Source organism: Acidiphilium sp. MT5 (genome assembly GCF_054767495.1).
Map to the genome: position 1 here is coordinate 25,312 of NZ_BAABMR010000003.1, position 25,770 is coordinate 51,081.

Consider the following 25,770-nt stretch of genomic DNA (forward strand, 5'->3'; position numbering starts at 1 on the left):
CGGACCTCCCGGTTGGGGGGGTAAAGATATCGTGAAGATCGGGTGATTCTACGGTTATATACGTAGGTTAACCCGATCGTTACGCCGATCTCATCTATCATCCGGTTGAAAACTCTTGATTTTGACGACGATTTCGCCGAAATAGGGGTTCGCGGGCGACGCTAGTGTCGCCCTGAACGGAGCGTTGGTGATACATGGCTCAAGGTCCTGACATGCGCTCATATCGCGGTGCGGCAACCATGGCGGGCACGGGTGTGCTCGATCAAGGTCTGCGCGCCTATATGTTGCGCGTTTATAACTGGATGGCGTCCGGCTTGCTGCTGACCGCCCTGGTTTCTTATGGTGTGGCGAATAGTGGGTTGATTAATAGCCTCTATCCGCTGGCGGAGAATTCGCACGGTCAGATGGTGCGCCAGCCCAGCCTGCTGGCTTATGTGCTGATGTTTGCGCCGCTCGGCTTTATTTTGGTGATGCGCTTTGGCGTCAATCGGCTCTCCACGGTGCAGGTCCAGGCGATGTTCTGGGCGTTTTGCGCGGTGATGGGTGCGAGCTTGGCGAATATTTTCCTGGTCTATACCGGGGCTTCGGTGGTGACGACGTTCCTTACCGCGTCCGCCACGTTCGGCGCGATGAGCTTGTATGGCTACACCACCCGCACTGACCTGACCAAGTTTGGCAGCTTCCTGATCATGGGCGTGATTGGCTTGTTGATTGCGATGGTGATCAACATGTTCATGCAATCCTCGCAGATGCAGTTCATTATCAGCGGGTTCGGGGTGCTGATTTTCACCGGGCTGTGCGCGTATGACACGCAGCGGATCAAGGCCGATTATCTTCAGTTCGGCAGCCGGTTCGGCCAGGATATTGCGGGCAAGCGGGCGGTGTTCGACTCGTTGCAGCTTTATCTGAACTTCCTGAACCTGTTTTTGTTCCTGCTGCAATTTATGGGTAATCGCCGCAACTGATCGTCATTGTTGCGCGACGCGTGATGGGAGGCGGCCGGTTTCGCACCGGCCGCTTTTTTTTGGCCTTGTTTTATGGCCTTGTTTTATGGCCTTGGTTTGGGGCGTTATTTTGGGGTGTTGAGCAAATCGTGGATGGCGGCGACGTCGCTGGTGCTGAGGGCGGCGGCGGCGAGGCTTTCGCATTGGCTGAGGCTGACGGATCGGACCACGCGCTTGACCGGCAGGATCGCGCTGCCATGCATTGAGAGGCTACGCAGCCCCAGCCCGATCAGCAAGGGCGCGGCTTCCGGGCGGCTGGCCAGCTCACCGCACAGCGAGACCGGGATGCGCGCCTTGGCCGCAGCGGCAACGATCATGGCGATCAAATGCAGCACCGGCGGTTCCAGCGCGTCATAGAGGCCGAAGCGGGCGGGCAGGGCGCGGTCCGCCGCGAGGGTGTACATGGTCAAATCATTGGTGCCGATCGAGAAAAAATCAGCATGGCGGGCCAAGGCGGCGGCGGCGATGGCGGCGGCGGGGGTTTCGATCATCACGCCGAGCGGCGGCGGGGCGGCGGGCAGGCGGACATGCTCGGCCTCCAGCCGCCGCCAGACCCGGTTCATTGCCGTGCGCACCAGGGTGATTTCACGCGGGCGACACACCATGGGGATCAGGATGCGCACCGGGCCATAGATTGCGGCGCGCAGCGTCGCGGCGAGTTGGGTTTCCAGCAAGGCAGGCGCATCGCCCAGCAGCCGCACGCCGCGCAGGCCGAGGGCCGGATTTTCCTCGCGGGTTTCGGGCACCAGCCCGGCGCTGACCAGGGCCTCGATTTGTTTATCCGAGCCCCAATCGAGCAGGCGGATGGTCACCGGGTCGCCATCCATCGCTTCGATGGTGTCGCGATAGATGGCAAGCTGGGTGGCTTCGTCGGGCAGGCTGTCGCGGTTCATGAACAGGAATTCGCTGCGCATCAGCCCAACGCCGCTGGCGCCGGAGCGCACCACCATCGGTAGTTCAAACGGCAGCTCGATATTGGCTTGCAGCTCGATGGGCACATGATCGGCGGTGGTGGAGGCGAGGCGCCGGAGCCGGGCGAGGCCGCGCTGGGCGCTGGCGAAGCGGGTGCGGCTTTGCGCGGCATTGGCCAGCAGGCGCGCGCCGGGATTGAGGGTGATTTGGCCGGTGGTGCCATCGAGCACGGCGAGGCTGCCTTCGCGCGCGGCGGCGATCAGGCCGCTGACGCCGAGCACGGCGGGAATGCCGATGGCGCGCAGCATGACCGCCGTGTGGCCGCCATCGCTGCCTTCCTCGCTGACAATGCCGGCGAAATGATTGGGGGCGATCAGGGCGGCATCGGCGGGGCGCAGCGCGTCGGCCACCAGCAGGCTGCCCGGCGGCAGGCCGGTGAAGCTGCGGAACGGCAGATGGATCAAATTGCGCAACAGGCGGCGGCCCAGATCGCGCACCTCTTCGGCCTGGCGCGCGGCGGCACCGCTATCATCGGCGGCGAGGGACTGGTTTTCCAGGATCGCGGTGGCTTGGGCTTCGCTGACATCGAGCACGGCGGTGGTGGCGGAGACCAGTTTTTCCTCGATCGCCGCGTAGATGGCGCGCATCAGCCGCGATTTATCGAGCATATGGACATGGGCATCGAGCAGCGGCCCTAATTCGCCTTCGCTCTCCTCGGGCAAATGGGCGAGCCGGGCGCGTAGCTTGATCAGTTGCTGGCGGGCGCGCACCACCGCTTCATCGAGCGTGCGGCGCTCGGCGGCGATGTCCGCGGCGGCGATTTTTTGGCGGGTGATTTCGAGCTTGGGCTCGGCGGCGAAGGCGATTGGCCCGATGGCGATGCCGGGCACCACGCCGGTGCCGGGCAGGGTGAGCTGCCGGCGCGGCTTACGGAGCGAGGGATCGGCCTGTCGCATCCGAAAATTCTAACACACTCAATCGGATTCGTTGAAACCTGCTTCGACCAGCGCCACGATGGCTTCGAGCGCTTCTTTGGCGTCCCAGCCTTCGGCGGTGATTTCGATAGTGCAACCTTGGGCGGCACCGAGCATCATCAGGCCCATGATCGATTGCGCGGAGACGAATTGCTGGTCGCGCCCGACTTCGACCGAGGCGCTGAACCGCTCGGCCAGGGTGACCAATTTGGCGGCGGCGCGGGCATGCAGGCCGCGCTTATTGCGGATCACCACATTTTGCACCAGCCGCAGGGCGGAGGCTTCGCCGCCGTCACTCATGAGGAGAGAAAAACCACGATGATTGGTTATCCAACGGCGCGGCGGGGCAGGCTTGCGTGCAGCACGTCAGACCCGCTGGCGATATATTTGCGCCCGGCGGCTTCGGCGCAGTGAACGGCCTCGATCAGCCCGTGCGAGCCACGGATTTTGGCGAGTTTGACCAGCATCGGCAAATTCATTCCGGCCAGCACTTCGACGCCGGGGCGTGCCAACATCGACATCGCCAAATTGCAGGGTGTGCCGCCGAACATGTCGGTGAGCACCACCACCCCATCGCCGGTATCGACCTCGGCGACGCGGGCGGCAACTTCGGCGCGCTGCTGCTCGATATCCTCATCAGCGCCAACCGCGACGGTCGCGACATTGCGCTGGGGGCCGACCACATGCTCCATGGCGTCGCGCAGCGCATCGGCCAGGGTGCCGTGGCTGACCAGGACGAGGCCGATCATCTCGACACTCCGATCATCGTGTTTCTCCAAAAGCGCGCGGCGAGTCTGCCGCTGATATCGAGTTCCAGGGGCCCAGCGATTCGGCTGTGGTTGTTGGGGCTGGCGTTTTTTGGGCTTTGGCGTCGCGGGTTTGGCCCAGGGCGCGATGTTCGATGCGGATGCGCCAGCCTTGCCCGGTAAGATGCTCGGCCAGGGCTTCAATCACCGCGACGGAGCGGTGCCGCCCGCCGGTGCAGCCAACGGCGATGGTGGCGTAGGTTTTGCTTTCACGCTGGAAGCGCGGCAGCAGGAAATCCACCAGATCAGCGAGGCGGCGGAAGAAGCCCGGGTAATCCGTATCGGTATCGATATAGGCACGAACCGCAGCGTCGAGACCTGTCAAAGCGCGCAGATCCGCTATGTAATGCGGGTTGCGCAGGAAGCGCGCATCGAACATCAAATCGGCATCGCGCGGGGTGCCGTTGGGGAAGGCGAAGGAGACCAGCGTCACGGCGAGCCCGTCTTCCGCGCCGCTATAGCGGGCGCCGATCATCTCGCGCAGCTTGGGCAAGGGCAGATCGGATGTGTCGATCACCCAATTGGCGGCGCTGATCAGGGCCATGGTGAGGGCGCGCTCGGTCTCGACACCTTCGGCGATGGTGCCGTGCGGGGCGAGGGGATGGCGCCGACGCGTTTCGGTATAGCGGCGTTGCAGCACGGTGGGTTCGGCGGTGGCGAACACCAAATCGAGCCGCACGCCCTCGGCGCGCAGGCGGGTGAGGGTTTCGATCAATTCGGCGGCGTTGAAATCGCGGGTGCGGACATCAACGCCGATGGCGGTGCGGTGGTCGGTATGGATCAGCGAGTCGAGCAATTTCAGCGGCGCATTATCGACCGCCTCGAAGCCGATATCCTCAAGGCTGCGCATGATCGAGTTTTTGCCGGCCCCCGATAGGCCGCTGACCACCACGATGCGCGCTGGATCGGTCATCGTGCCATACTCAATGCGGCCATCATCATCATGCGGCGAAGGCTCCGCAGCGTTGGGTGCGGCGGCCACAGGCGGCATCGAGCGCCCAATGCACCCGGATTGGCGCGGAGGGCGCGCTGGGGTCGAGCGCGATCATCGGGGTTGCGCTCGGCGCGAATGCGGGCAGGCGCGCGGCGTGGGCGCCGAGCTGCACGATCAGCCGCAAGGTCGCCGAAGGCCGAAATTCCAGTTCAAACAACCCTAATCCGCGCAATTCGACCATCCCGGCGATTGCAGTGCACGGGCGCACTTGCCCGCCTTCGATGATGATCTGATCGTCGCCGATCAGAGCAAAGCCGCGATCAATGAGCCGCAATAACAGGTCAGACTTCCCGGCTCCGGGCGGTCCAACCAGTAAAACGGCGTCATCGTTTAGCGCGGCACAAGAGGCATGCACTCGCATCACGGAGCCGATTGTGGCAAGTTTTAGGCGAAAGTGAAAGAGGGGGTTGCCGCAATCTCGTGGCGCGATGAAAAATTTGATATTTTTAGCCATTTCGGGCGGGTCATCAGTGAATTGAATCCGCTGTTGCGATAAGGCCACGGGTGGAGACTCGGTGATGCCCGTGGATCACCGTTGATGATGATGCGGAGAATGAGCGAACCATGGATTATCTTGCGCCGGTGCCCGGCCAGTGCCATGTCCAATCATGCTTGATGGTGAGTGCCTGTGATGACGATTTCGCGCCGAAGGGTGATGGCGGCGTTGCCCATGCTGGGGGGCGGTGTGCTGGGAAGTGGCCTGTTCGCGCGGCGGGCGATGGCGCATGGGTTGGATGTTCGCTTGGCGCCGCAGAGTTTTGCGCCGTTGGTGCGCGCAGTGGCCCCCTCGATTGTGGGGATTTCGGTGATCCAATATGCCGGGCCTGCGCCGGCCGCACCGCGCCTCGATATGCCCAATCAGCGCACGCCAGCGGTTCGTTCGGTTGGCCCTCGTGCTGCGCCACGCGCCGTGCAGGCGGCGGGTTCGGGTTTTGTGGTGACCAAGGCGGGCATTATCGTCACCAACAATCACGTGGTCGGCAATGCGCGGGAAATTGTCGTGACGCTCGATAGTGGCCGACAGGTATCGGCCCGTGTTGTGGGCACCGATCAATTGACCGACCTCGCCATTGTGAAAATCGATGTTGGTGCGGATTTGCCGACGGTGACCTGGGGTGATTCGGCGCATATGCAGGTGGGCGATTGGATTTTGGCCGCGGGCAATCCGTTTGATTTGGGCACATCGTTTACCGCCGGGATCATTTCGGCGCGCGGACGGCAGATTGATGATGATCCGTTCGATCGGTTTTTCCAGCTCGATGCGCCGATCAATCCGGGCAATTCGGGCGGGCCGTCTTTTGATATGCGCGGCCATGTGATCGGGGTGAATACCGCGATTGTCTCGCCCTCGGGCGGCTCGGTGGGGATTGGCTTTGCGATCCCGTCCAATTTGGCGCGGCGGGTGATCGCCGCGTTGATCGCCCATGGCAGTATCGCGCGCGGTTGGCTCGGGATTAGTGCGACGGATCGGGCCGGGGCGCTGCCCGGTGCGGTGATTACCGGCGTTGATCCGCAGGGGCCAGCGGGCGGATTAGGCTTGGCGCCGGGTGATGTTATTCTGGCGGTCAATCACCATAAAGTAGGGGACGCGAATGATCTGACCCGGATGATTGCGGCGAGTATGCCGGGGCGGCGCGAGATTCTCGAAGTTGAACGACGCGGCAGGCTCTATGCCTTGCCGGTCACCATTGGCCGGAGACCGGCCGAACTCAGGAGCGAATGATGCGCATTCTTGTGGTTGAAGATGATAAAGACGTAGCGGGTTTTGTGGTGAAGGGTCTGCGCGAGGCGGGCCATACGATTGAGCATGTCGATAATGGCCGGGATGGCTTGTTTCTCGCGGCATCGGAGAATTTCGATGCGATTATTCTGGATCGCATGTTGCCGGGCGGGATTGATGGGTTGCGGTTGCTGGAAACATTGCGTGCGCAGGATAATGCGACGCCGGTGATGTTTCTCTCGGCGTTGGGGCAGGTTGATGATCGGGTCAAAGGCCTCAAGGCCGGGGGCGATGATTACATGACCAAGCCATTTGCGTTTGCCGAGTTGCTCGCGCGCGTTGAGGCGCTGGCGCGGCGCGGCAAGGGCGAGGGGCCAGCCACCCGGCTGACGGTGGGGGATTTGGAGATGGATTTGCTCTCGCGCGGGGTGAAGCGCGCCGGGCAGAAAATCGATTTGCAGCCACGGGAATTTCGTCTGCTCGAATATTTGATGCGCCATGCTGGCCAGGTGGTGACCCGCACCATGCTGCTCGAAGGGGTGTGGGATTACCATTTCGATCCACAAACTAATGTGATTGATGTGCATGTCTCGCGGCTGCGCCAGAAAATCGATAAACCGTTTGACACGACGTTGCTCCATACAGTGCGCAATGCGGGTTATATGCTGAGGGTTGAGGAGCCCTAGAGCGTGATGGCTGATCATCAACCATGCTCGAATCTTTGGTCGCCGATTAATGTCATTGGTCGCGGTCGAATCTGTCGATTTGACCTCGACCGATATTGATCGAAGCCCGGATGGCGGACATCCCCGACAGCGAGGCGACGGACGGGCTTGCCGAGCCGATCCGGCGCCCGCTTGAGGCGGAACCGATGGTGCGCAAGCGCACCGTGCTGCGCTCGGCCAGTGTGCGATTTGCCGTGCTCTATGGGTTGGTGTTCGGTGTGTCTACCATCGTGCTGGCGGCGTCGCTGCGTTATACCACGCTGGGTTTGCTGAGCCGACAGACCGAAGTGGCGATCCGCGCCGATGGTGCTGGGCTGCTGAACCATTACCGCACCGGCGGTATCCCGGCCGTGGTGCTGGCGTTGCGCAACCGGATCAGGGAAAATCCGGATGATTCGGCGATTTATTTGCTGGTTGATCCGCTCGGCAACCGGGTGATTGGCAATATGTCCGCCTGGCCGCAAGCGGTGAACCAGGATAATGTGCTGTATAGCCTGCCGATTGAGCATTTTAATAAAAAATCGGCAGCGCAATTGCGGGCTTACGCGCTGCCCGATGGCGATCAGTTGCTGGTGGGCCGCGATATTGAAATGCAGGTCAAATTGCGGCGCATTCTGCGCGATGCGATGATCTGGGCGCTTGCCGCGATGGTGGGGCTAGGTGTAGTCGGTGCGCTGGTGGTGCGCGGGCTGTTTAGCCGCTCGATTGGCGATATTAGCGCCACCACGCGGGCGGTGGCGCGCGGTGATCTGAGTAAGCGGGTCCGGCGCGATTATACCGGCGATGAGTTTGATATCATGGCCGAGACGATCAATGACATGCTGGATCGGATCGCCCGGTTGATGGATGGGGTGCGCCAGGTTTCCAACGCCATTGCGCATGATTTGCGCACCCCGATTGCGCGGGCGCGCACTCGGCTGGAATTTGCCGCTTCGCACAGCACCGATGCTGATGAATTGCGCGCGGCCATCGAGCGGGCGACGGCGGAGCTCGATGGGGTGGTGCGGGTGTTTCAGGCGCTGCTGCGGATTGCCGAGATTGAGGCCGGTGCGCGCCGATCAGCGTTCGCGGCGATTAATTTGACGCCGGTGATTGCGGATTTGGCCGAATTTTATGAGGCCGCTGCGGAAGAGCGGGGCATCACCTTCGATGCGAGCTGGCCGGACGCGCTCAATTTGATCGGCGATGTCGATATGTTGCAGCAGGCGATTGCCAATTTGCTCGATAATGCGATCAAATTTGCGCCGGATGGCGGGGTGGTGCGGCTCGCTGCCCGGCGGGATTCTGAGTTTATCGAAATCCATATCACCGATAATGGCCCGGGTATTCCCGAAGCTGATCGTGCGCGGGCGACGGAGCGGTTTTACCGGGCGGAAGCGGCGCGCAATACGCCGGGCACCGGCCTTGGCCTCGCGTTGGTCGCGGCGATTGCCCAGTTGCATAATGGCCGGATCCGGTTGGAGGATAATCATCCGGGCTTGCGCGCCGTGCTGGTATTGCCGCGCGATAACCCCAAACCGACCGGCAATTTGCGCGAGCGATTACTCTCGGTGGCGAAGCGCAAGTCCGTGGATGCTGAGAGTAATATCCGATCAGATAAAGTTGCTCGGCAAAACAATGAACAGAGCCTGACTGATTAACGCAATCAGACTCTGTTCATTTTACGCAAACACAATAGCGCGGATTATTTGGTTTCGGCGGCTTTCAGCAAATCGCGAATTTCGGTGAGCAGGCTCTCCGAGACCGTGGGCGGCGGGGGCGCTGCGGGGGCGGCGGGCTTGGCGTAGAGTTTTTGGATCATCCGCACCAGCCAGAAAATTGCGAACGCGACGATGACGAAATTGATCACGGCATTGATGAAGACGCCATAATTCAGGGTGACGGCCCCGGCTTTTTTGGCGGCGGCCAGGGTTGGTTCGACCTTGCCGGAGAGGGTGGCGAAATGATTGGAAAAATCGACGCCGCCGGTAACTAGCCCGATCAAAGGGTTGATGAGATCCGCGACCAGCGAATTGACGATTTTGGTGAAGGCGGCGCCGATCACCACGGCGACAGCCAGATCAACCACATTGCCGCGCATCAGAAACGCTTGAAATTCGCCCACCCAGCCGGGTTTTTTGATCGGTGGCAGATCAGCCATAGTTTCGCTCCATTACGCTCTTGTTACGGGTGTGATCGTTACACACATTAATGTGCTCTGGGTCAAGCAACCTTGAGCGGGCATGGGTGCTGCGGGGCCACCCAATGCGGTGCGAAATCATGCACCAGCAAGGTGAGCTGCGAGGCGGGGGCGAGATGGGCAAAATCCAAGATCGCCTCCGGCCCGGCCCACCGGAATGCGCCTTCAGGAGCGAAAAACCCGGCGGCAAAGCAATGATCATCCAGCGCCAAGTCCTGACCGCCATAAGCGAGACCGCGCAAGGCGAGGCTCAGACGCCGCCGGTCGGTCGCTGCGGGATCGATCTCGGCGGGAACGCCCGATGGGGCGCGCAGCCGCACGCGGCGCAGCGTGGCAGGGGCGGTGAACAGGACGCGCCCGGCGCCCTTTGGCTCGCCATGGATGATCTGGCCATCGGCTTCGATCATCAAGCCGCTCGGGTTGGCGGCGCTGGCATGGGCGATGCGATAGCCCGCTGCGATGGCGATGGCGGCGAGCCGTTGGCGGATGGCGGTGACCGCGGGTCCGCGATCGCAGAGGGGGGCGAAGCGCGGGACGGGTTGGGTGGCGGCGAAATCCGCGATCATCGCGAGGGCGGATTGGCCCTCGAATTGATGGCGATTGCCTGATTCCAAATAGGTTTCCGCCGCAGCGCCTTCGGCGAGAATGGCGCTGTGCTGATCAAGCTCCAGATGGTGATAGGTGATGCTGCGCGGATTGAAATCCTGGCGGATGGTGGTGCCATTGACCAGGTTTTTGGCCTCGATCAACAGGCCATCGAGCAGCAGCGCGTGATCGGGCGAGAGCGCCAACCGGCGATGCGGCGTTGCCTCGCCCAGCGCGCCGGGTTCGATGATGATCGGTGCGACCCGCTCGGGCGCCGGGTGCTGGGCCAGGGACATGCGCCGCTGGCCGCGCCAGCGGATCGCCGCGTGGCGCGGCGTGCCGTTGTGATGGATGGTGATGATGTGATCGCCAATACCCAGCGCCTCGACCGGAATTTCGCCGCGCGGGGTGAGAATGCGGGTGCCTTCGGCAAAGCAGGGTGCGGTGATCACGATGGCAGATTGGTTTGCGCCATCGAGCGTGACGGTGGCGTTGTTGGTGAAGGTGAGGTTTTGCGGATGGCCGGCGAAGACCAGGCTGAAGCTGGTGGTATAGTTGCCGGCAGCGGTGCCCTCGGAGACGACCAGCGTGCTGTTGGTGCCGGTTGTGATCAAGGATTCTGATACGAATGATGAGAACAGCGATCCGGTCAGGTCGATGGCGCTCAAATAGCCAAAGCCGGTCAAGGTGGGGCTCAAGACGCCGCTCGACACATCGGCGGTGGTGCTCAGATCGAGCGTGCCGCCGTTGGTGCCGAATAGCAGCGTTTGGTTGGCGGCGGCGCTGTCTTTCAGCTCGACGATGCCGCCATTGGTCATCAGGATGGTGCCAGAACTGCCAGCGCTGGCGGTGATATAGTCATAAATCACCAATTCCCCGGCATTGCTCGGCGAGGAGCCGGTGAGGGTACCGTTGGCTTCCAGCGTGCCGTTATTGATGAAGGTGGAGGCAGGCGAGCTGTAGCTGCCGATGGTTGCGGGATCGAGCCCGCCGACGGCTTCGATCAGCCCGGCATTGGTGAAGCTGCTGCCGGTTCCAGTGACGATTGCCACGCCATCGCTCGAGCTGGTGCCGGCGGCTTCGATGGTGCCGTAATTGACGACTGAGCCTTGGGTGTAAATGAGATTAGGCCCGATGCCGGTGACGATGGTGCTGTTGGCGCCGATATTCACGCCATTGAGATTGAGGGTGCCGCCGGTGGTGGTGGTGGAGCCGTTGGCGACTGAGCCGAGCAGGCCGATGGTCATGTTCGACAGGGTTGATATGGAGCCGTAATTGGTGGCGGTTGATGAGAGATAAACGCTGGAACCAGCGATTTCGGCGACGCTGGGTGCGTTGACGGCTTGGGTGACCCCGAGACTATTAATCGCGACGCCGAGTGAGGTGCCGGGGGCGGCGCCGAGATTCCAATAGGCCGGGTTGAGGAAATTGGCTTGGGTGCCAAGCGCGACGGCGGGGCCGCTGAAAAAATCGGCATTGCCGCCGAGCAGTTCGGTGACACCGCCGGTTTGGACCACGGTAAGGTGGTTGAGCGCGGTGGTGCCAGCGAAGCTGAGGGCGAGGGTTTCGACGGTTCCGTTGGTCAGTTTTTCGTCGAGCAGCAAGGTTTGGCTGGTGCTGCCGGTGATGATTGAATATCCGGTGATTTCCCCGGGAACGGCGGTGTTGTTGAGCGTGATGATGTTGCCGCTTTGGGTAAAGGGCGAGCCGGTGACCGAATTGGCGAAGCCGCCGAGGGGCGGGAGGTGAAACCCAACGGTTGCGCCTGAGATCACGGCGGGATTGGTGTTGACGCCCAATTTATCACCATTGCCATCGGTGAACTGGACATATTCGCTACCATTGACCGGCGCGTTCAGAATGAAGGTGCCGGCATTGCCCATGGCGAAGGTGCCGGTTTTGCCGACGGTATAGGTGTGGCTGCCATAGACCGAGCTGCCGATGATGATTTCACCGCCAAAGGCTTCGATTGAGGAATAGTTGAAAATGCCGGAACTTGCGGTTTTACCGAGCGTGATGGTGGTGTATTTCTGGGTTTGAATGATGCCATCATTGATGAAGCTGCCGCCAGGGGCGGTGAGAATAGCGACCGAGCCACCGCCTTCGTTGAGGATCACGCCATCATTGGTGACGGTGTTTTCGACGTAGAGGGTGCCATCGCCAACGATGCTGGGCTGGCCGTTATAGCCTGCTACGTAGAAATTTCTGATTGTGACGCCTTTCGCGAAAGCGACGTCATCGGCGACTAGCGTGGAGTGCGTGGGATACGTGCTGCCTCTATTGGGTGCTCCGAGGATGATGCCGAAATTTTTGCTGAAAAACGGGTCGACGGGTGCTATCGTGGTAGGCACCACATAGGCGCTGCCGTTATCACTGGTCTGATAGGCCGCAATCGCCACGGTGTTGTTGCCGATCATGACGCCGTAGTTCGCGGGACCGCCTAAGCCGAACTGCTCCTGGGTGCCGAGCGTCGAGCCTGGCGCGAAGGTCAGGCCGCTGCCCGTCGTATCGTTCAGCCAGACTGCAGTGGTGACGTGGACGAGGGTACCAGATGAATTGACTGTTGTCGTGACCGATTCGGGCGTGAACCAGTTGCCTGAGGCAATTGTTGGGTTCCAGTCGGCGTAATAGCCGTGAAATATTTCTGTTCTTGGCGGCGGTCCAATTTCGGCCATGGTGGCACCCTCTCGTCTTATAGGCTCAATGTTGTGAAGCAATGGACCGCTAGTGCCATAGTTGGGCACGGATTCACAACAAAATTAAAATCTAAACCGATTATCAAAAATTATAATTGCGCGGTAAAAAAATAAACGCCCAGACTGGGTCATCTGGGCGCTTAAAATCTCACATAATGAGGGTGAGATGCCTTTGTTAATTGGTTCCCGCGGCTGCCGCGACTTCGGCGGCGAAATCGGTGGTTTCTTTTTCGATGCCTTCGCCCAGGGTGAAACGGACGAAGCGGGTCAGTTTTGCGCCGGCTTTGTCGATCACGGTGCGCACTTTGCTCTCGCCGTCATGCACCCAGATTTGTTCGAGCAGTACCACGTCCTCATAATATTTTTTCACCCGGCCTTCGACCATGCGTTCGATGATCGCGTCGGGCTTGCCGGAGGCGCGGGCTTGTTCGGCGAGAATCGCTTTCTCGCGCTCCAACGCAGCGGGGTCGACATCGGTGATGTCCACCGCGTCGGGCCTTGTTGCGGCCACATGCATGCCGACCTGGCGGCCCAGCGCAAAAATTGCGTCGTCGGCGCGGCCTTCCAGCCCGACCAGCACGCCGATTTTGCCGAGGCCCGGACGCAGCGCGCCATGGACATAGGAGGCGACGGTGCCGGTTTGCACCGTGACCACGGCAGCGCGGCGGATGGTCATGTTTTCGCCGACCGTCGCGACCAGATGGGTCAATTCCGCGCTCACATCATGATCGGCGCCCGGATAGGGGGCGGCTTTGAGGGCTTCGACATCCTCGCCGATGGTCAGCGCCAGTTTGGTCACGGTTTCCACGAAATTTTGGAAGGCTTCGTTGCGGGCCACGAAGTCGGTTTCCGCATTGACCTCGACCATCGCGGCTTTTTTGCCGTCATGGGCGACGCCGACTAAGCCTTCGGCGGCCACCCGGCCCGATTTTTTCGCCGCCGCCGCCAAGCCCTTCTTGCGCAGCCAATCGACCGCCGCATTCATGTCGCCGCCCGCTTCGACCAGCGCTTTTTTGCAATCCATCATGCCTGCGCCGGTGCTTTCGCGCAGATCTTTCACCATGGCTCCGGTGATCTCAACCATTTTCTTGCTCCTTAAACCAGAATGGCGCGGGGCGCCTGAGATCCGCATCGCTTGAGGGGGACGCTTAATGCCCGCTCAAGCGATGATCTTGATCGCGCATCAAAACTGAGCGCGTCTCGCTGTGCAACGATGACGCTTTAGACCGACGCGGCTTCGCCATGGCTGGCAATGTCATCAATACCGACTTCATCGAGAGCGGCTTCGGGGATTTCCTCAACCGCGCCCAAATCGGCACCGCTGGCACCCATTTCGGCGCTGATGCCATCGAGCACGGCACCGGCGATCAGGTCGCAATAGAGGGTGATCGCGCGGATGGCATCGTCATTGCCCGGAATCGGGTAGGTGATGCCGGCGGGGTCGGAATTGGAATCGAGCACCGCGACCACCGGGATGCCGAGCTTGTTGGCCTCTTCGACCGCCAGCTTTTCCTTGTTGGTGTCGATGATGAACAGAATATCTGGCAGGCCGCCCATTTCCTTGATGCCGCCGAGCGCACGATCGAGCTTGTCGCGCTCACGCGACAGGTTCAGCCGCTCTTTTTTGGTCAGGCCCTGCGCTTCGCCGCTCAGCATGTCTTCGAGCTGGCGCAACTTGCGGATCGAGTTGGTGATGGTTTTCCAATTGGTCAGCATGCCGCCGAGCCAACGGTGATTGACGTAATATTGGCCGCAGCGCTTGGCGGAATCGGCAACATGATCCGCAGCGGCACGCTTGGTGCCGACGAACAGCACGCGCCCGCCCGCGGCGGTGACGTTGCGCACTTCGCGCAAGGCGCGTTCCAGCAGCGGCACTGTTTGTTGCAGGTCGATAATATGGACCTGGTTGCGCACGCCGAACAGGAACGGCGCCATATGCGGGTTCCAGCGGCGGGTGTTATGGCCGAAATGCACGCCCGCTTCGAGGAGCTGACGCAGAGAAACCTGAGGTGTCGCCATCGGCGAAGTCCTTTCATCTATGATCCAACGCGTGGATCGTCCGGTTGAGCCTCCACGGAGCTGCGCCGAAAGGCACCGGACCCGGTCAACCGGGAAAGGCGCTCCGTGTGTGGATTTGCCCAAGCGCGTGCTTGAGCGCGCCCGATATGCAATGTCTGGCGCGGCAACGCAACAGGGCGGGCGTGGGTTGGGGGCGATTCCATGCTAGAGGGTGCGGATGCAACCGCTCGCCCTTTATATTCATTGGCCATTTTGCTTGAGCAAATGCCCCTATTGCGACTTTAACTCGCATGTGCGCGAGCGGATTCCTGAAGCCGCGATCATAGCAGCCTTGCGCGCAGAACTACGCTATGAGGCGGCGCGGCTGGGCCCGCGCAGGCTCGGCTCGATTTTTTTTGGCGGCGGCACGCCGAGCTTGATGGCGCCGGCCAGTGTTGCCGCGCTGATTGATGACGCGGCGGGGCTGTTTGCGATCGACCCGGAGATTGAGATCACCTTGGAGGCGAACCCGACCAGTGTGGAGGCTACACGTTTTGCTGGCTACCGGGCGGCGGGGGTGAACCGGGTTTCGATGGGGGTGCAAAGCCTGGATGATGCGGCGCTGCGGTTTCTGGGCCGCACCCATTCGAGCGCTGATGCGATGGCGGCGGTTCGGCTCGGGCGTGAGATTTTTCCGCGGGTCAGTTTTGATTTGATCTATGCCCGTCCTGGTCAGAGCTATGCCGACTGGCAGGCTGAGCTGAGCCGCGCCCTTGATGTGGGGCTGGATCATTTATCGCTCTATCAATTGACCATCGAGCCAGGGACGCAGTTTGCCACGCGCTATGCCCGTGCCGAGTTTGCGCTTCCCGATGATGATGAGGCGGCGGCGCTCTATGATGCGACGGGCGAGATTGCGGCGCGCTATGGGCTGCGCGCTTATGAGATTTCCAATTATGCGCGCCCCGGCCAGGAATCTCGCCATAATCTCGCTTATTGGTGCTATCAGGATTATGCGGGCATTGGCCCCGGCGCGCATGGCAGGATCACCATTGGCGATCAATTGCTCGCTACGCGTCGCCATCGCGCACCGGAGGAATGGGCGCTGCGGGTGCAGAATGCGGGGCATGGAACGGCTGAGGAGCAGGCGGTTGAGCCGGATGAGCGCGCGCGCGAAGCCGTGCTGATGGGGCTGCGCCTGACCGAAGGGATTGATAGTGGGGTGTTTTTTGCCCGCACCCAGCGCCGGTTGGCGGATTTGCTCGATCCGGAAATTCTCGATCAGGCGTTGCTCGCGGATTATATCAATATCACGCCGACCCGTTTGATTGCGACCGCCGAGGGGCGCAAGCGTTTGGATGCATTGCTGGCGGCGCTGCTGAAATAGCCAGCGTGATATTTCGTGATATTTAAGGTTTTGGTGGCGCGGGAGCGTCGATCCAGCGCATCGCCGGTGTCAGATTGGCATGGTGCCAGGGGGCTGTGGCCGTGCCGAGAATTTGTTCGTTGAGGGTGGGCAAGGCGGGCTGTTGCCCGTCCTGCGGTTGGATTTGCGCGGTGAGGTTTAGGCGCGATGTGGCGCGGTTGACCGTGCCGCTAAGCCGCACGGCCCCGCTGGGGCCGACGAAATGCGCGTAATCGATGATTAATTGCTGAGCCGCGACGCTCACCGACATTTGGCCGGTGCTGAAATGGGTGGTGCCGATCGCCAAGGCGCGGCGTAGCCGATCCGCCGCCGTGAATCGGCTGATCCGGTGTGAGGCCGCACGCGCGGCCCGCAAGGCGGCGGCAGCGGCGGTGAGATTGATCCCGGCCAGCGCGGTGTGATCGGCGGTGATGGCGAGGCTGCCGGTGGCGCTTTTGAGCCAGTCAGCGCTGGAGGTGCCGGTGGCAGTCAGGGCGGTGACCAGATCGACATGACCGCCCGTGCCATGATTGCCGATGAAGGGCAGATGCAGGCCAGCTTGGGCGGCGACTTGCGTGAGGGGCGCGATTGGCGCGCCTTTCAGCGTGATGCCCAAAGCCAAATGTGGTTCCAGAGGTTGTTTCAGGGGTGGTTCCAGAGGTGGCTTAACATGCGGCTGTTGCTGGGGTGGGGCCACGAGTTTGGCTTGCACAGTCAGGGCGCCACCCATGGCGGGTGCGGCGTGCAGAGTGACCGCCAGGGTTGGTGCGGTTTTGGTGCGCGCCGAAAGTTGGCCAGTGACGTTGGTGGCGATGGTTGCGCCGGCGCGCTCGACGTGATCGGCGGTGAATTGGACCGCGATGGTGCGCCCGATCAAGCCCATGGCGCTGTCGATCAGCTGGGCGGATGCGGGCAGGGCCAGCCGATCGGCATGGAGGCGCCCGGTGAGCGTTGGGGTTGGGGCCAGGGCGAGTTTGAGCCGGGCGGTCAGGGTGCTGGCGCCGAAACTGGCGACGGCATTATCGAGGCTGATGATGTGGGGGCTTAGATGATCGCCGATGCGCAGGCCGACCGATCCGGCGCCGGGCCAGCTCAGCCCGGCTTTGACGCCCCCCGCTCTGATACCAAGATTATCGAGCAGGGCGATGGCGCTGGGGGCGCGGAGCACCAAGCTGCCCTGGGCGGTCTGCTGGGTCAGGTTGAGACGCTGATCGGCAGCCGCCGCGATTTCGGTGCGATCCAGGCCCAAATCCAGATGCCATTGCGTCATCAGCGCGGTCAGAGGGCCGCTGGCGCGCACCCCGAGGGCAAAACGCTGCTGACCGAGCGGGGCGTGCGCGATGCTGGCCGCAAGGTTGGGATTAAGGTTGGGATCAAGGGTCAGCAGCGTCGAGCTGGCGTTGGGTCCGGCGATGGTGAGTTGCGCGTGGCTCAGGCCGGTAAGGGGGCTGAATTGGCCATGCGCGTTGATCATCGCGCCGGCCAGGGTCACGCCGCCGATGCGCAGATTGATCGAGCGGCCAATAGTGCCATCGATCAATAAATGCGATCCGGTGAGGTCGGTTTTGTCATGACCGAACGCGATGGTCTGCGCGGTCAGGCGCAGCGTGATTTTCGCACCCGGCGTGGTGGGTACCGCGCTGGCGGCGATCAGGGGCGCCAAAGGCGGAGCGCCGAGGGCGAGATGGCCGAATTGCAGGCCAATGGCGCGATCCGCACCGATGCTGGTGAGGGCGCCGGTGAAATCGCTGCGGATGGCGCCGGTGCCGATCAGGCCGTGCAACTGGCTGAGGCGAAAGCCATGCGCGCTGAGCGCGAAATTGCCATTCAGGGTCAGCGGCGCTTGGCTCCAGGGCGTTTTGGCGAGCCAGGGTGGCAAGGTTGGGTCGAGCTGGCGCCAAGCGGTGAGGGCGGTGGTGATGGCGCTGGCGAGATGCGGGGCGGTGAGGGTGAATTGGCCGGTCAGGGGGCTAGAATTGTTGGCGGAACCGGTGAGGCTGAGCTGGCCGCCAGCGATATGGGCGTGCAGGGCTTGGAGCTGGATTTGGTGTTGGGTGATGCGCAGCCGGCTGGTCAGGTCGGGGAGCTGGACCTGATGATAGCGCGCATGATGCAGATGCAGGGTCACCAGGATCGGCGCGACGCTGAGCAACGGGTTGGGTGCCAGGTTGGGTTGTGCGTCGAACGGGGACAGCAGGGGGGCGATATTAAGATGATCCACCGTGAGATCGAGTGCGGCGGTGGTGCCCTGGAATTGGGCGCTGCCGGTGATGCGGCCCGGGCCGTGCTGGATGGTGAGATCGCTAAGCGCGATGAGGCGGCCATCGGCGTGCAGGGTGGCGTGCAGATGGGTGGGGGTGGTTTGCCAGCCTTGCGGCGCGATGGTTGCTTGGCCGGTGATGGTGCCGATGAGCACGCTCTGATTATTGAACTGGCCGGTGAAATTCATCGTCGCGTCGGGCTGGCCGGTTGCGGTGATCCGGCTGATCGAGGCGGTCATGGTGGCGGTGTTGGTGGCGGTGTTGGTGTTGCCCGGATGGCTGGCGTGGCTAAGATCAAGCGTGAGGTGAACCGGCTGGATGCCGAGCAGCGCGCTGCCGCCGAGGGCGAGAACGGCGTTGGGGCCGCCGGTGAAGATTGATAGGTTGGCGTTGGTGAAATGCAGCCGACCGAGATTGATGGTGCCGTTTTCAATCGAGGCGTGCAGCGAGGCCAGCCAGGGTGGTGGGGCCAGGGCGCTGGCACCACCGGGCAAGGGCCAAGGGAGATCGATAATGGGGCGGTGCAGGGTCAGGCGGGTGGCGCGCAATTGGCCGAGCAGCAAGGGCCAGGCGGCAAGGTCAAGCTTGAGGGTTTGGGCGCGCACCGAGGCGGCTTGCGGATTGCCGATGGTGATGCGCCCGGCGATGAGTTGCGGCTCGGGGATCAGGGTGAGTTTGATCGGGCCCTGAATGGTGACGCGCTGGCCGGCGACGCGGCTGGCGAGCCGCTCGATGGCGGCACGATGATAGGTTCCCGCAAGGATGGCGCGCCCGACGAGCACAATCAGGCTGAGCGCCAGGAGCGATGCACCAAGGATGAGCGCGAGACGGCGCCGACCGGTCATGCGGGGCAGGCTTGGGTTGGAGGGTCTCGGCGCATTCGGCGTTGGTATCAGACCGCGTCGCTGGAGGCGACCCCTCGGCTTGAGTGGTGCCCTCGACAGGTCGGGCTGGAGGTTGCATTAGATCAATATTGGTTTAGCTCGAATTAACAAATTCGAACTAAACCAATGAAATTGATCGATAAACAAGGCTAGAGCGTGATTGATAATCAGCCCTCACACTCTAGCAGGGGCAAGACGTAACGGGAGACTATGATGACTGAGACGATGCTGTCTGTTGCTGGGCTGCACATTGCCAAGCCGCTTTATGATTTTATTGAGACCGAAGCCTTGCCGGGAACGGGATTGGCAGCAGAGAATTTCTGGGCCGGTCTGGCCGCGCTGATTAAGACCCATGCGCCGCGCAATGCCGAATTGATGGCAGAGCGGGACCGGCTGCAGGCGGCGATTGATGATTGGCACAAGGCGCAGCGCGGTCGGCCGATCGATCAGGCCTCGTATCAAGCGTTTTTGCGCGAGATTGGGTATTTGCGGCCTGAGCCGAGTGCGGTTGCGGTGAGCACGGCGCGGGTTGATCCGGAGATCACCACCATTGCCGGGCCGCAGCTTGTGGTGCCGGTGATGAATGCGCGCTACGCGCTGAATGCGGCCAATGCGCGATGGGGTAGCTTGTATGATGCGCTCTACGGCACGGATGCGATCGAGCAAACCGGCGCGCTGGCGCCGGGGGCGAGCTATAATCCGGCGCGCGGCGCTGCGGTGATTGCCCGGGCGCGGGCGGTGCTTGATGCCTATGTGCCATTGGCGACCGGCAGCCATGCGGATGCGCTGGCCTATCGGGTTGAGCATGGGCATTTGGCGGTGACTTTGCCGAGCGGCGCGGTTGGCTTGCGTGAGGGTGCGGCGTTTGTGGGATATCGGGGCGATGCGGCGCAGCCTTCGGCGATTTTGCTAAAGCATCATCATTTGCATTTGGAAATCGTGATCGATCCGGCGAGCGTAATTGGCAAGACTGACAAAGCCGGTGTGTCTGACCTGATTTTGGAATCGGCGATCAGCACGATCATGGATGCGGAAGATAGCGTCGCGGCGGTGGATGCCGAGGATAAGGTGTTGGTGTATCGCAATTGGCTCGGGCTGATGGCGGGCACGCTTGAAGAAACGGTTGAAAAGGGCGGCAAGCGTTTTACCCGCCGCTTGGCGGAGGACCGGGTTTACACGGCCCCTGATGGCTCGAGTTTGGCGCTGCCGGGGCGGGTGCTGATGCTGGTGCGCAATGTCGGGCATCATATTGAGACCGATGTGATCACCGATGCGGCGGGCCAGACGGTGCCGGAGACGATCATTGATTTGGTGGTGACATCCTTGTGCGGGATGCATGATGTGCGCCGGGCGGGCCGGCGCAATTCGGCGGCGGGGTCGATTTATATCGTCAAGCCGAAATTGCATGGGCCGGATGAGGTTGCTTATGCCAATACATTATTTGGCGCGACCGAAGATTTGTTGGGATTGCCGCGCAACACGATCAAAATGGGCATCATGGACGAGGAGCGGCGGACCTCGGCGAATTTGGCGTCGTGCATTGAGGCGGCGCGCGAGCGGGTGTTTTTCATCAATACCGGATTTTTGGACCGCACCGGCGATGAAATTCATACCTCGATGGAGGCCGGGCCGATGATCCGCAAGGCCGAGATCAAGGCGACGCCTTGGATCAAGAGCTATGAGGATCGCAATGTCGATATCGGCATTCGCTGCGGTTTGCCGGGCCATGCGCAGATTGGCAAAGGCATGTGGGCGGCACCGGATGCGATGGCGGCGATGTTAGAGCAGAAGGTGGGGCACGCCAAGGCGGGGGCGAACACGGCCTGGGTGCCCTCGCCTACGGCAGCGACTTTGCATGCGCTGCATTATCATATGGTGGATGTGCAGGCGAGCCAGAATGCGTTGCGCAGCCGGGCGGTTGGGTCGCTTGATGATTTGCTAACCATTCCGCTCGCGGATCGTCCGAACTGGCGGCCTGAAGAGATTGCGCAGGAGCTTGATAACAACGCGCAAGGGATTCTGGGCTATGTGGTGCGTTGGATCGACCAGGGGGTTGGCTGTTCGAAAGTGCCTGACATTCACAATGTGGCACTGATGGAAGACCGGGCGACATTGCGGATTTCAGCGCAGCACATTGCCAACTGGCTCCATCACGGCATTGTGGATCATGAGCAGGTGATGGCGACGCTCAAGCGCATGGCGGTGGTGGTGGATCGGCAGAATGCGGATGATCCGTTATACCGGCCCATGGCGCCGCATTATGACGGGGTTGCCTTCCAAGCGGCGTGTGATTTGGTGTTCAAGGGACGCGAACAACCGAATGGCTATACCGAGTTCGTGTTGCATGAGCGCCGGCGCGAGGCGAAGCGCGCCGCGCGTTAGGCGGCCTCTTTCCGGCAGACGTCTCAATGGCGCGGGGTTTTGCTCCGCGCCATTTTTTTGTGCTCAGAATGTTATGGTATCAAAATAAATCGTCAAACTGTGCTATTGTGACTTGAATGCGCAAAATAATGCATTATAGTGCCGTTTAACAAAAATTGGAGGAGCGAGCCGATGTCGAATGACAATGCGGCGGCGTATTTTATCGATCGGCATGTGCGCGATGGGCGTGGGGGGCGGCTTGCGTTCATCGATGATCGGCGGCTTGTGACGTATCAGGAATTATCGGTGCAAACGGCGTTGTTTGCCGGGGCGTTGCGGCGGGCTGGGGTTCGGCGTGAGGCGCGCTTGGCGCTGATATTGCTCGATGCGATAGAGTTTCCGGTGGCGTTTTGGGGTGCGTTGCGCGCAGGGGTGGTGCCGGTGCCCGTGAATACGATGCTGCCCGCTGAGCAGGTGCGGTATATTTTGGAGGATTGCCGCGCGGAGGCGGTGGTGATCTCAGCGCCTTTGTTAGAGCATTTTGGCGCCATGCTGCACAGTTTGGTCGGGGCTGTGCGGGTGATTAGGGTGGGGCCGGCGGGAGCGGAGGCGGGGATTGGCTTTGAGGCGTTTATCGCGGGGGCTGAGCCTGTTGCTGAGCCGGTGGCGGTGAGTGCCGATGAAATTGGCTTTTTTCTCTATTCATCAGGGTCCACCAGCGCGCCGAAAGGGGTGCGCCACCGGCATGGCAGCTTGCGGGCGACGGCGGACACATTTGGCGCGCAGGTTTTGGCGATGCAGGCGGATGATGTGGTGTTTTCAGCGGCGAAGTTGTTTTTTGCCTATGGGCTGGGCAACGCGATGACATTTCCCATGGCGGTGGGGGCGTGTGCGGTATTATCCGCCGAACGGGCGAGTGCCGCGCATGTCGGCGTGGTGATGCGCCGTGAGCGGCCCAGCGTGTTTTGCGGGGTGCCGACTTTATATGCGGCGCTGGTGCATGCCGGGTTGGAGCCGGGGGCGGGATCGGATCGGTTACGGATCTGCACATCGGCGGGGGAGGCGTTGCCTGCGCATATAGGTGCGGCGTGGCAGGCCGCGACCGGGGTGGATATTATCGATGGCGTCGGCTCGACCGAGATGCTGCATATTTTTCTCTCGAACCGGCCTGATGCGGTGCGATATGGGCATTCGGGCATTGCGGTGCCGGGCTTTGCGCTGCGGCTGGTGGATGAGGACGGGGCTGAAATCGATGGGCCAGGCTTGGGCGAATTATGGGTGCGCGGGCCGAGCATGGCGGAGGGTTATTGGAATCAGACCGCAAAATCACGCGCGACCTTTATCGGCGCATGGATGGTCACGGGGGATAAATATACCCGTGATGCCGAGGGTATTTACACATATTGCGGGCGGAGTGATGATTTATTCAAAGTGAGCGGCATTTGGGTTAGCCCGTTTGAGGTGGAGGCGGCGCTGGGGGCGCATCCAGCGGTGTTAGAGGCAGCGGTGATTGGCGCGGAAGATGAGGACGGCTTGGTTAAGCCGCGCGCGTTTGTGGTGTTAGCGGATTGGGTGGAGCGCGCGGGGCTTGTTGCGCTGCTGCAAGAGCATGTGAAACAGACCATCGGCCATTGGAAATATCCACGCTGGATCGAGATTGTTGAGGCCTTGCCCAAGACCGCGACTGGCAAAATCCAGCGCTATAAATTGCGGCAAGGGTGGGTTGGATGACGGAGGATAGCGGGCGGGCCTTGTCACTTGATGTCGCCGGGCGGCGGATTGCTGCACGGCTATGGGGCGAGATTGACGCGGGGCCGACGATTATTTTGCTGCATGAAGGGCTGGGATCGATTTCGATGTGGCGGGGTTTTCCGCAAGCGTTAGCAGCAGCGACCGGGTGTGCGGTTTTTGCCTATGACCGGTTTGGGTATGGGCAGTCCGATTGTGGCAGTTTGCCATGGTCCCTTGATTATATGACGATTGAAGCGTTGGAGATTTTACCGCAGGTTTTGCAGGCGGCTGGTATTCAGCGCGCGATTTTGGTGGGGCATTCGGATGGGGCCTCGATTGCGCTGATCCATGCCGGCGGGATGCAGAATTTTGGTTTGCGCGGGGTGGTGCTGATTGCGCCGCATTTATTTGTCGAGGATGTTTCGATCCGAAGCATCGAGGCGGCGCGTGACGCGTTTCGCAGCGGTGATTTGCGCAGCCGGTTGGCGCGCCATCATGCCGATCCGGATCACGCATTTTGGGGGTGGAATGGCGCATGGCTTGATCCGGGGTTTCGCGATTGGCGTATTGATGACGCGGTGGCCACTGTGCGGGTGCCGATTTTGGCGATCCAAGGGGATGCGGATCAATATGGCACGTCCGCGCAGTTAGCGCCGTTGACCCAGGAGGCTTATTGCCCGGTTGCGGTGCATTTGATCGCTGGAGCGGGTCATTCGCCGCATTTATCGCATCAATCAGAGATGCTGGCACTGATCGCACCGTTCGTTAGGCGAATTACCCGACTGGAAAATGTATGATAGTGCATATTTCTCTTGACAGGTAACGGCAATGCATTATGATGCATTTTATGGAGTATGAGATGATTGAGATTGTGGCCAAACCGATCATTGATTTTCGCACTGAGCCGGCGCGCTATCGGCATTGGCGGATTGAGTTTGATGGTCCGGTCGCGCATTTGATTATGGCGGTAGACCCGGCGGGCGGGTTGGTGCCGGGCTACGAGTTGAAGCTAAATTCCTATGATTTGGGCGTGGATATTGAGTTGCATGACGCGGTGCAGCGCTTGCGGTTTGAGCACCCGGAGGTCGGGGCGGTGGTATTGCGCTCAGGCCGTGAGGGAGTGTTTTGTGCGGGCGCGAATATTCGCATGCTCGGCCAGTCAAGCCATGCCCACAAGGTGAATTTTTGCAAATTCACCAATGAAACGAGGCTTTCTATTGAAGATGCGAGTGCTCATTCCGGCCAGACCTATTTATGCGCGGTAAAAGGATCGGCAGCGGGCGGTGGTTATGAATTAGCGCTGACTGCTGAGCATATTATGCTGATTGATGATCGTAAATCATCGGTGTCGTTGCCGGAATTGCCATTATTGGCGGTGTTGCCGGGCACGGGCGGGCTGACGCGGGTGACCGATAAGAGGCGGGTGCGGCGGGATTTGGCGGATGTGTTTTGCACGGCGGAAGAGGGCGTGCGAGGGAAAAAGGCGGTTGCGTGGCGGTTGGTTGATGAGGTGATTGCGCCATCGGCCTGGGAGGCGACGGTGGCGCAGCGCGCGAGCGCGGCGGCGGCGCGCACGGACCGACCGACTGATGCAAAAGGCATTTCGCTCCCGTTGTTAGAGCGAATGATTGAGGGAAGCAGAATTTCTTATCCGCATGTGCAGGTTCAATGCGATGCGCGATTGCGGCGGGCAGAAATTTTGATAACGGGCCCGAACGCTGAGGTGCCGGGCGATGTTGCGGCGGCGGTGGCGTTGGGCGCAGATTTTTGGCCGTTAGCAATGGCGCGGGCGCTTGATGATGCGATTTTGCATTTGCGCACCAACGAGCCGGAATTGGGTTTGTGGGTGTTGCGCACGCACGGGGATGCGCAGCTGATGCTCGCCTATGATGCGTTTTTGGAGGCGCATCAGGATCATTGGTTGATGCGCGAAATTCGGCATTTCCTGAAGCGGGTGTTCAAGCGGCTTGATGTGACCTCCCGCAGCATCGTTGCGTTGATCGAGCCGGGGAGTTGCTTTGCCGGAACGCTGGCGGAGTTGGTGTTTGCCGCTGATCGTTCGGCGATGTTTATGGGCGATGGCGCCTCGCTAACAGTTGGGTCGGCAAATTTTGGGCCCTATAAAATGGGGAACGGTCTGACCCGGCTGGAGACGCGGTTTTTGGGCGAGAAAGCCACTTTAGAGCGAGTACAAAATTCGCGCGGTGTGGCGCTGGATGCAGAGGCGGCGGCTTCGTTGGGGTTGGTGACGTTCACTTATGATCAGACCGACTGGGATGATGAAATTCGGATCATGCTGGAGGAGCGGGCCAGTTTTTCGCCCGATAGCCTGACCGGCATGGAGGCGAATTTGCGGTTTCCAGGGCCGGAGACGATGGAGACGCGGATTTTTGGCCGGTTGACGGCCTGGCAGAATTGGATTTTTCAGCGTCCGAACGCGGTGGGGCCCGACGGGGCGTTGAAGCGATATGGTAGCGGCCAGCAGGCCGATTTCGACCGGCAGCGTGTATAAATACAGCAAAGCGACAGGAGCGT

General features: G+C 61.2%; 19 protein-coding genes. 9 read left to right on the top strand and 10 right to left on the bottom strand.

Translation table 11 applies throughout. The annotated features are described in order from the left end of the window. Nucleotides 1-194 precede the first annotated feature (194 nt). Nucleotides 195-965 carry a Bax inhibitor-1/YccA family protein gene (locus tag ACYUCQ_RS04210; RefSeq protein ID WP_460253255.1) on the top strand — a complete coding sequence of 257 codons (771 nt, stop codon included), beginning with the start codon at nt 195-197 and terminating at the stop codon, nt 963-965. Between the two features lie 104 nt (nt 966-1,069). Here ACYUCQ_RS04210 and ptsP read toward each other — a convergent pair whose 3' ends face one another. From ptsP to ACYUCQ_RS04235, 5 genes are read right to left on the bottom strand one after another with little or no spacing between them, the layout of a single operon-like run. Further along, nucleotides 1,070-2,872 carry a phosphoenolpyruvate--protein phosphotransferase gene (ptsP, locus tag ACYUCQ_RS04215; protein ID WP_460253256.1) on the bottom strand — a complete coding sequence of 601 codons (1,803 nt, stop codon included), beginning with the start codon at nt 2,870-2,872 and terminating at the stop codon, nt 1,070-1,072. A gap of 18 nt (nt 2,873-2,890) precedes the next feature. Then, a complete protein-coding gene (locus ACYUCQ_RS04220) occupies nt 2,891-3,190 on the bottom strand; it encodes an HPr family phosphocarrier protein (RefSeq protein ID WP_460253257.1) in 300 nt (99 codons plus the stop codon). 26 nt (nt 3,191-3,216) lie between these two features. After that, entirely contained in the window at nt 3,217-3,639 is a 423-nt protein-coding gene (locus tag ACYUCQ_RS04225; RefSeq protein WP_460253258.1) for a PTS sugar transporter subunit IIA, read from the bottom strand. Between the two features lie 13 nt (nt 3,640-3,652). Beyond that, nucleotides 3,653-4,609: an RNase adapter RapZ gene (gene rapZ, locus ACYUCQ_RS04230; protein ID WP_460253505.1), complete on the bottom strand. Its 957-nt coding sequence runs from the start codon at nt 4,607-4,609 to the stop codon at nt 3,653-3,655. Between the two features lie 28 nt (nt 4,610-4,637). Next, nucleotides 4,638-5,144 carry an HPr kinase/phosphorylase gene (locus tag ACYUCQ_RS04235; protein ID WP_460253259.1) on the bottom strand — a complete coding sequence of 169 codons (507 nt, stop codon included), beginning with the start codon at nt 5,142-5,144 and terminating at the stop codon, nt 4,638-4,640. A gap of 177 nt (nt 5,145-5,321) precedes the next feature. Between ACYUCQ_RS04235 and ACYUCQ_RS04240 the strand changes: the two genes are divergently transcribed. The 3 genes from ACYUCQ_RS04240 to ACYUCQ_RS04250 all read left to right on the top strand — a co-directional run bounded on the left by ACYUCQ_RS04240 (nt 5,322) and on the right by ACYUCQ_RS04250 (nt 8,775). Continuing rightward, nucleotides 5,322-6,413: a S1C family serine protease gene (locus ACYUCQ_RS04240; RefSeq protein ID WP_460253260.1), complete on the top strand. Its 1,092-nt coding sequence runs from the start codon at nt 5,322-5,324 to the stop codon at nt 6,411-6,413. Beyond that, complete coding sequence (locus ACYUCQ_RS04245) at nt 6,413-7,096, top strand: response regulator transcription factor (RefSeq protein WP_460253506.1); 684 nt, start codon at nt 6,413-6,415, stop codon at nt 7,094-7,096. The genes ACYUCQ_RS04240 and ACYUCQ_RS04245 overlap by 1 nt, the downstream gene beginning before the upstream one ends. 110 nt (nt 7,097-7,206) lie before the next feature. Further along, complete coding sequence (locus ACYUCQ_RS04250) at nt 7,207-8,775, top strand: sensor histidine kinase (RefSeq protein ID WP_460253261.1); 1,569 nt, start codon at nt 7,207-7,209, stop codon at nt 8,773-8,775. Nucleotides 8,776-8,819: 44 nt separating this feature from the next. Here the strand turns inward: ACYUCQ_RS04250 and mscL are convergent, their stop codons facing one another. The 4 genes from mscL to rpsB all read right to left on the bottom strand — a co-directional run bounded on the left by mscL (nt 8,820) and on the right by rpsB (nt 14,614). Continuing rightward, a complete protein-coding gene (mscL, locus tag ACYUCQ_RS04255) occupies nt 8,820-9,275 on the bottom strand; it encodes a large conductance mechanosensitive channel protein MscL (protein WP_460253262.1) in 456 nt (151 codons plus the stop codon). 62 nt (nt 9,276-9,337) lie between these two features. After that, a complete protein-coding gene (locus ACYUCQ_RS04260) occupies nt 9,338-12,574 on the bottom strand; it encodes a Hint domain-containing protein (RefSeq protein WP_460253263.1) in 3,237 nt (1,078 codons plus the stop codon). A 196-nt stretch (nt 12,575-12,770) separates the two neighbouring features. After that, nucleotides 12,771-13,679, bottom strand: coding sequence for a translation elongation factor Ts (tsf, locus tag ACYUCQ_RS04265; RefSeq protein WP_460253264.1), 909 nt, complete (start codon nt 13,677-13,679; stop codon nt 12,771-12,773). A gap of 137 nt (nt 13,680-13,816) precedes the next feature. After that, complete coding sequence (gene rpsB, locus ACYUCQ_RS04270) at nt 13,817-14,614, bottom strand: 30S ribosomal protein S2 (RefSeq protein ID WP_460253265.1); 798 nt, start codon at nt 14,612-14,614, stop codon at nt 13,817-13,819. A gap of 217 nt (nt 14,615-14,831) precedes the next feature. Between rpsB and hemW the strand changes: the two genes are divergently transcribed. After that, the gene (hemW, locus tag ACYUCQ_RS04275; RefSeq protein WP_460253266.1) at nt 14,832-15,980 is read left to right on the top strand and encodes a radical SAM family heme chaperone HemW; all 1,149 of its coding nucleotides are present in this window, start codon (nt 14,832-14,834) and stop codon (nt 15,978-15,980) included. A 22-nt stretch (nt 15,981-16,002) separates the two neighbouring features. Here the strand turns inward: hemW and ACYUCQ_RS04280 are convergent, their stop codons facing one another. Continuing rightward, complete coding sequence (locus tag ACYUCQ_RS04280) at nt 16,003-19,104, bottom strand: AsmA family protein (RefSeq protein ID WP_460253267.1); 3,102 nt, start codon at nt 19,102-19,104, stop codon at nt 16,003-16,005. 252 nt (nt 19,105-19,356) lie between these two features. On the opposite strand from ACYUCQ_RS04280, the gene ACYUCQ_RS04285 reads away from it, so the two are divergent. The 4 genes from ACYUCQ_RS04285 to boxC all read left to right on the top strand — a co-directional run bounded on the left by ACYUCQ_RS04285 (nt 19,357) and on the right by boxC (nt 25,747). Next, a complete protein-coding gene (locus ACYUCQ_RS04285; RefSeq protein WP_460253268.1) occupies nt 19,357-21,525 on the top strand; it encodes a malate synthase G in 2,169 nt (722 codons plus the stop codon). A 171-nt stretch (nt 21,526-21,696) separates the two neighbouring features. Further along, nucleotides 21,697-23,235 carry a benzoate-CoA ligase family protein gene (locus ACYUCQ_RS04290; RefSeq protein WP_460253269.1) on the top strand — a complete coding sequence of 513 codons (1,539 nt, stop codon included), beginning with the start codon at nt 21,697-21,699 and terminating at the stop codon, nt 23,233-23,235. Continuing rightward, nucleotides 23,232-24,032 (top strand): alpha/beta fold hydrolase, encoded by an 801-nt coding sequence (locus ACYUCQ_RS04295; protein ID WP_460253270.1) that lies wholly within the window; start codon nt 23,232-23,234, stop codon nt 24,030-24,032. The genes ACYUCQ_RS04290 and ACYUCQ_RS04295 overlap by 4 nt, the downstream gene beginning before the upstream one ends. Before the next feature lie 62 nt (nt 24,033-24,094). Further along, a complete protein-coding gene (gene boxC, locus ACYUCQ_RS04300; RefSeq protein ID WP_460253271.1) occupies nt 24,095-25,747 on the top strand; it encodes a 2,3-epoxybenzoyl-CoA dihydrolase in 1,653 nt (550 codons plus the stop codon). The last annotated feature ends 23 nt before the right edge of the window (nt 25,748-25,770 follow it).

Coding starts and splice junctions, on each gene's coding strand:
- ACYUCQ_RS04210 (WP_460253255.1), top strand. CDS start 195: ATGGCTCAAGGTCCTGACATGCGCTCATATCGCGGTGCGGCAACCATG.
- ptsP (WP_460253256.1), bottom strand. CDS start 2,872: ATGCGACAGGCCGATCCCTCGCTCCGTAAGCCGCGCCGGCAGCTCACC.
- ACYUCQ_RS04220 (WP_460253257.1), bottom strand. CDS start 3,190: ATGAGTGACGGCGGCGAAGCCTCCGCCCTGCGGCTGGTGCAAAATGTG.
- ACYUCQ_RS04225 (WP_460253258.1), bottom strand. CDS start 3,639: ATGATCGGCCTCGTCCTGGTCAGCCACGGCACCCTGGCCGATGCGCTG.
- rapZ (WP_460253505.1), bottom strand. CDS start 4,609: ATGACCGATCCAGCGCGCATCGTGGTGGTCAGCGGCCTATCGGGGGCC.
- ACYUCQ_RS04235 (WP_460253259.1), bottom strand. CDS start 5,144: ATGGCTAAAAATATCAAATTTTTCATCGCGCCACGAGATTGCGGCAAC.
- ACYUCQ_RS04240 (WP_460253260.1), top strand. CDS start 5,322: ATGACGATTTCGCGCCGAAGGGTGATGGCGGCGTTGCCCATGCTGGGG.
- ACYUCQ_RS04245 (WP_460253506.1), top strand. CDS start 6,413: ATGCGCATTCTTGTGGTTGAAGATGATAAAGACGTAGCGGGTTTTGTG.
- ACYUCQ_RS04250 (WP_460253261.1), top strand. CDS start 7,207: ATGGCGGACATCCCCGACAGCGAGGCGACGGACGGGCTTGCCGAGCCG.
- mscL (WP_460253262.1), bottom strand. CDS start 9,275: ATGGCTGATCTGCCACCGATCAAAAAACCCGGCTGGGTGGGCGAATTT.
- ACYUCQ_RS04260 (WP_460253263.1), bottom strand. CDS start 12,574: ATGGCCGAAATTGGACCGCCGCCAAGAACAGAAATATTTCACGGCTAT.
- tsf (WP_460253264.1), bottom strand. CDS start 13,679: ATGGTTGAGATCACCGGAGCCATGGTGAAAGATCTGCGCGAAAGCACC.
- rpsB (WP_460253265.1), bottom strand. CDS start 14,614: ATGGCGACACCTCAGGTTTCTCTGCGTCAGCTCCTCGAAGCGGGCGTG.
- hemW (WP_460253266.1), top strand. CDS start 14,832: ATGCAACCGCTCGCCCTTTATATTCATTGGCCATTTTGCTTGAGCAAA.
- ACYUCQ_RS04280 (WP_460253267.1), bottom strand. CDS start 19,104: ATGACCGGTCGGCGCCGTCTCGCGCTCATCCTTGGTGCATCGCTCCTG.
- ACYUCQ_RS04285 (WP_460253268.1), top strand. CDS start 19,357: ATGACTGAGACGATGCTGTCTGTTGCTGGGCTGCACATTGCCAAGCCG.
- ACYUCQ_RS04290 (WP_460253269.1), top strand. CDS start 21,697: ATGTCGAATGACAATGCGGCGGCGTATTTTATCGATCGGCATGTGCGC.
- ACYUCQ_RS04295 (WP_460253270.1), top strand. CDS start 23,232: ATGACGGAGGATAGCGGGCGGGCCTTGTCACTTGATGTCGCCGGGCGG.
- boxC (WP_460253271.1), top strand. CDS start 24,095: ATGATTGAGATTGTGGCCAAACCGATCATTGATTTTCGCACTGAGCCG.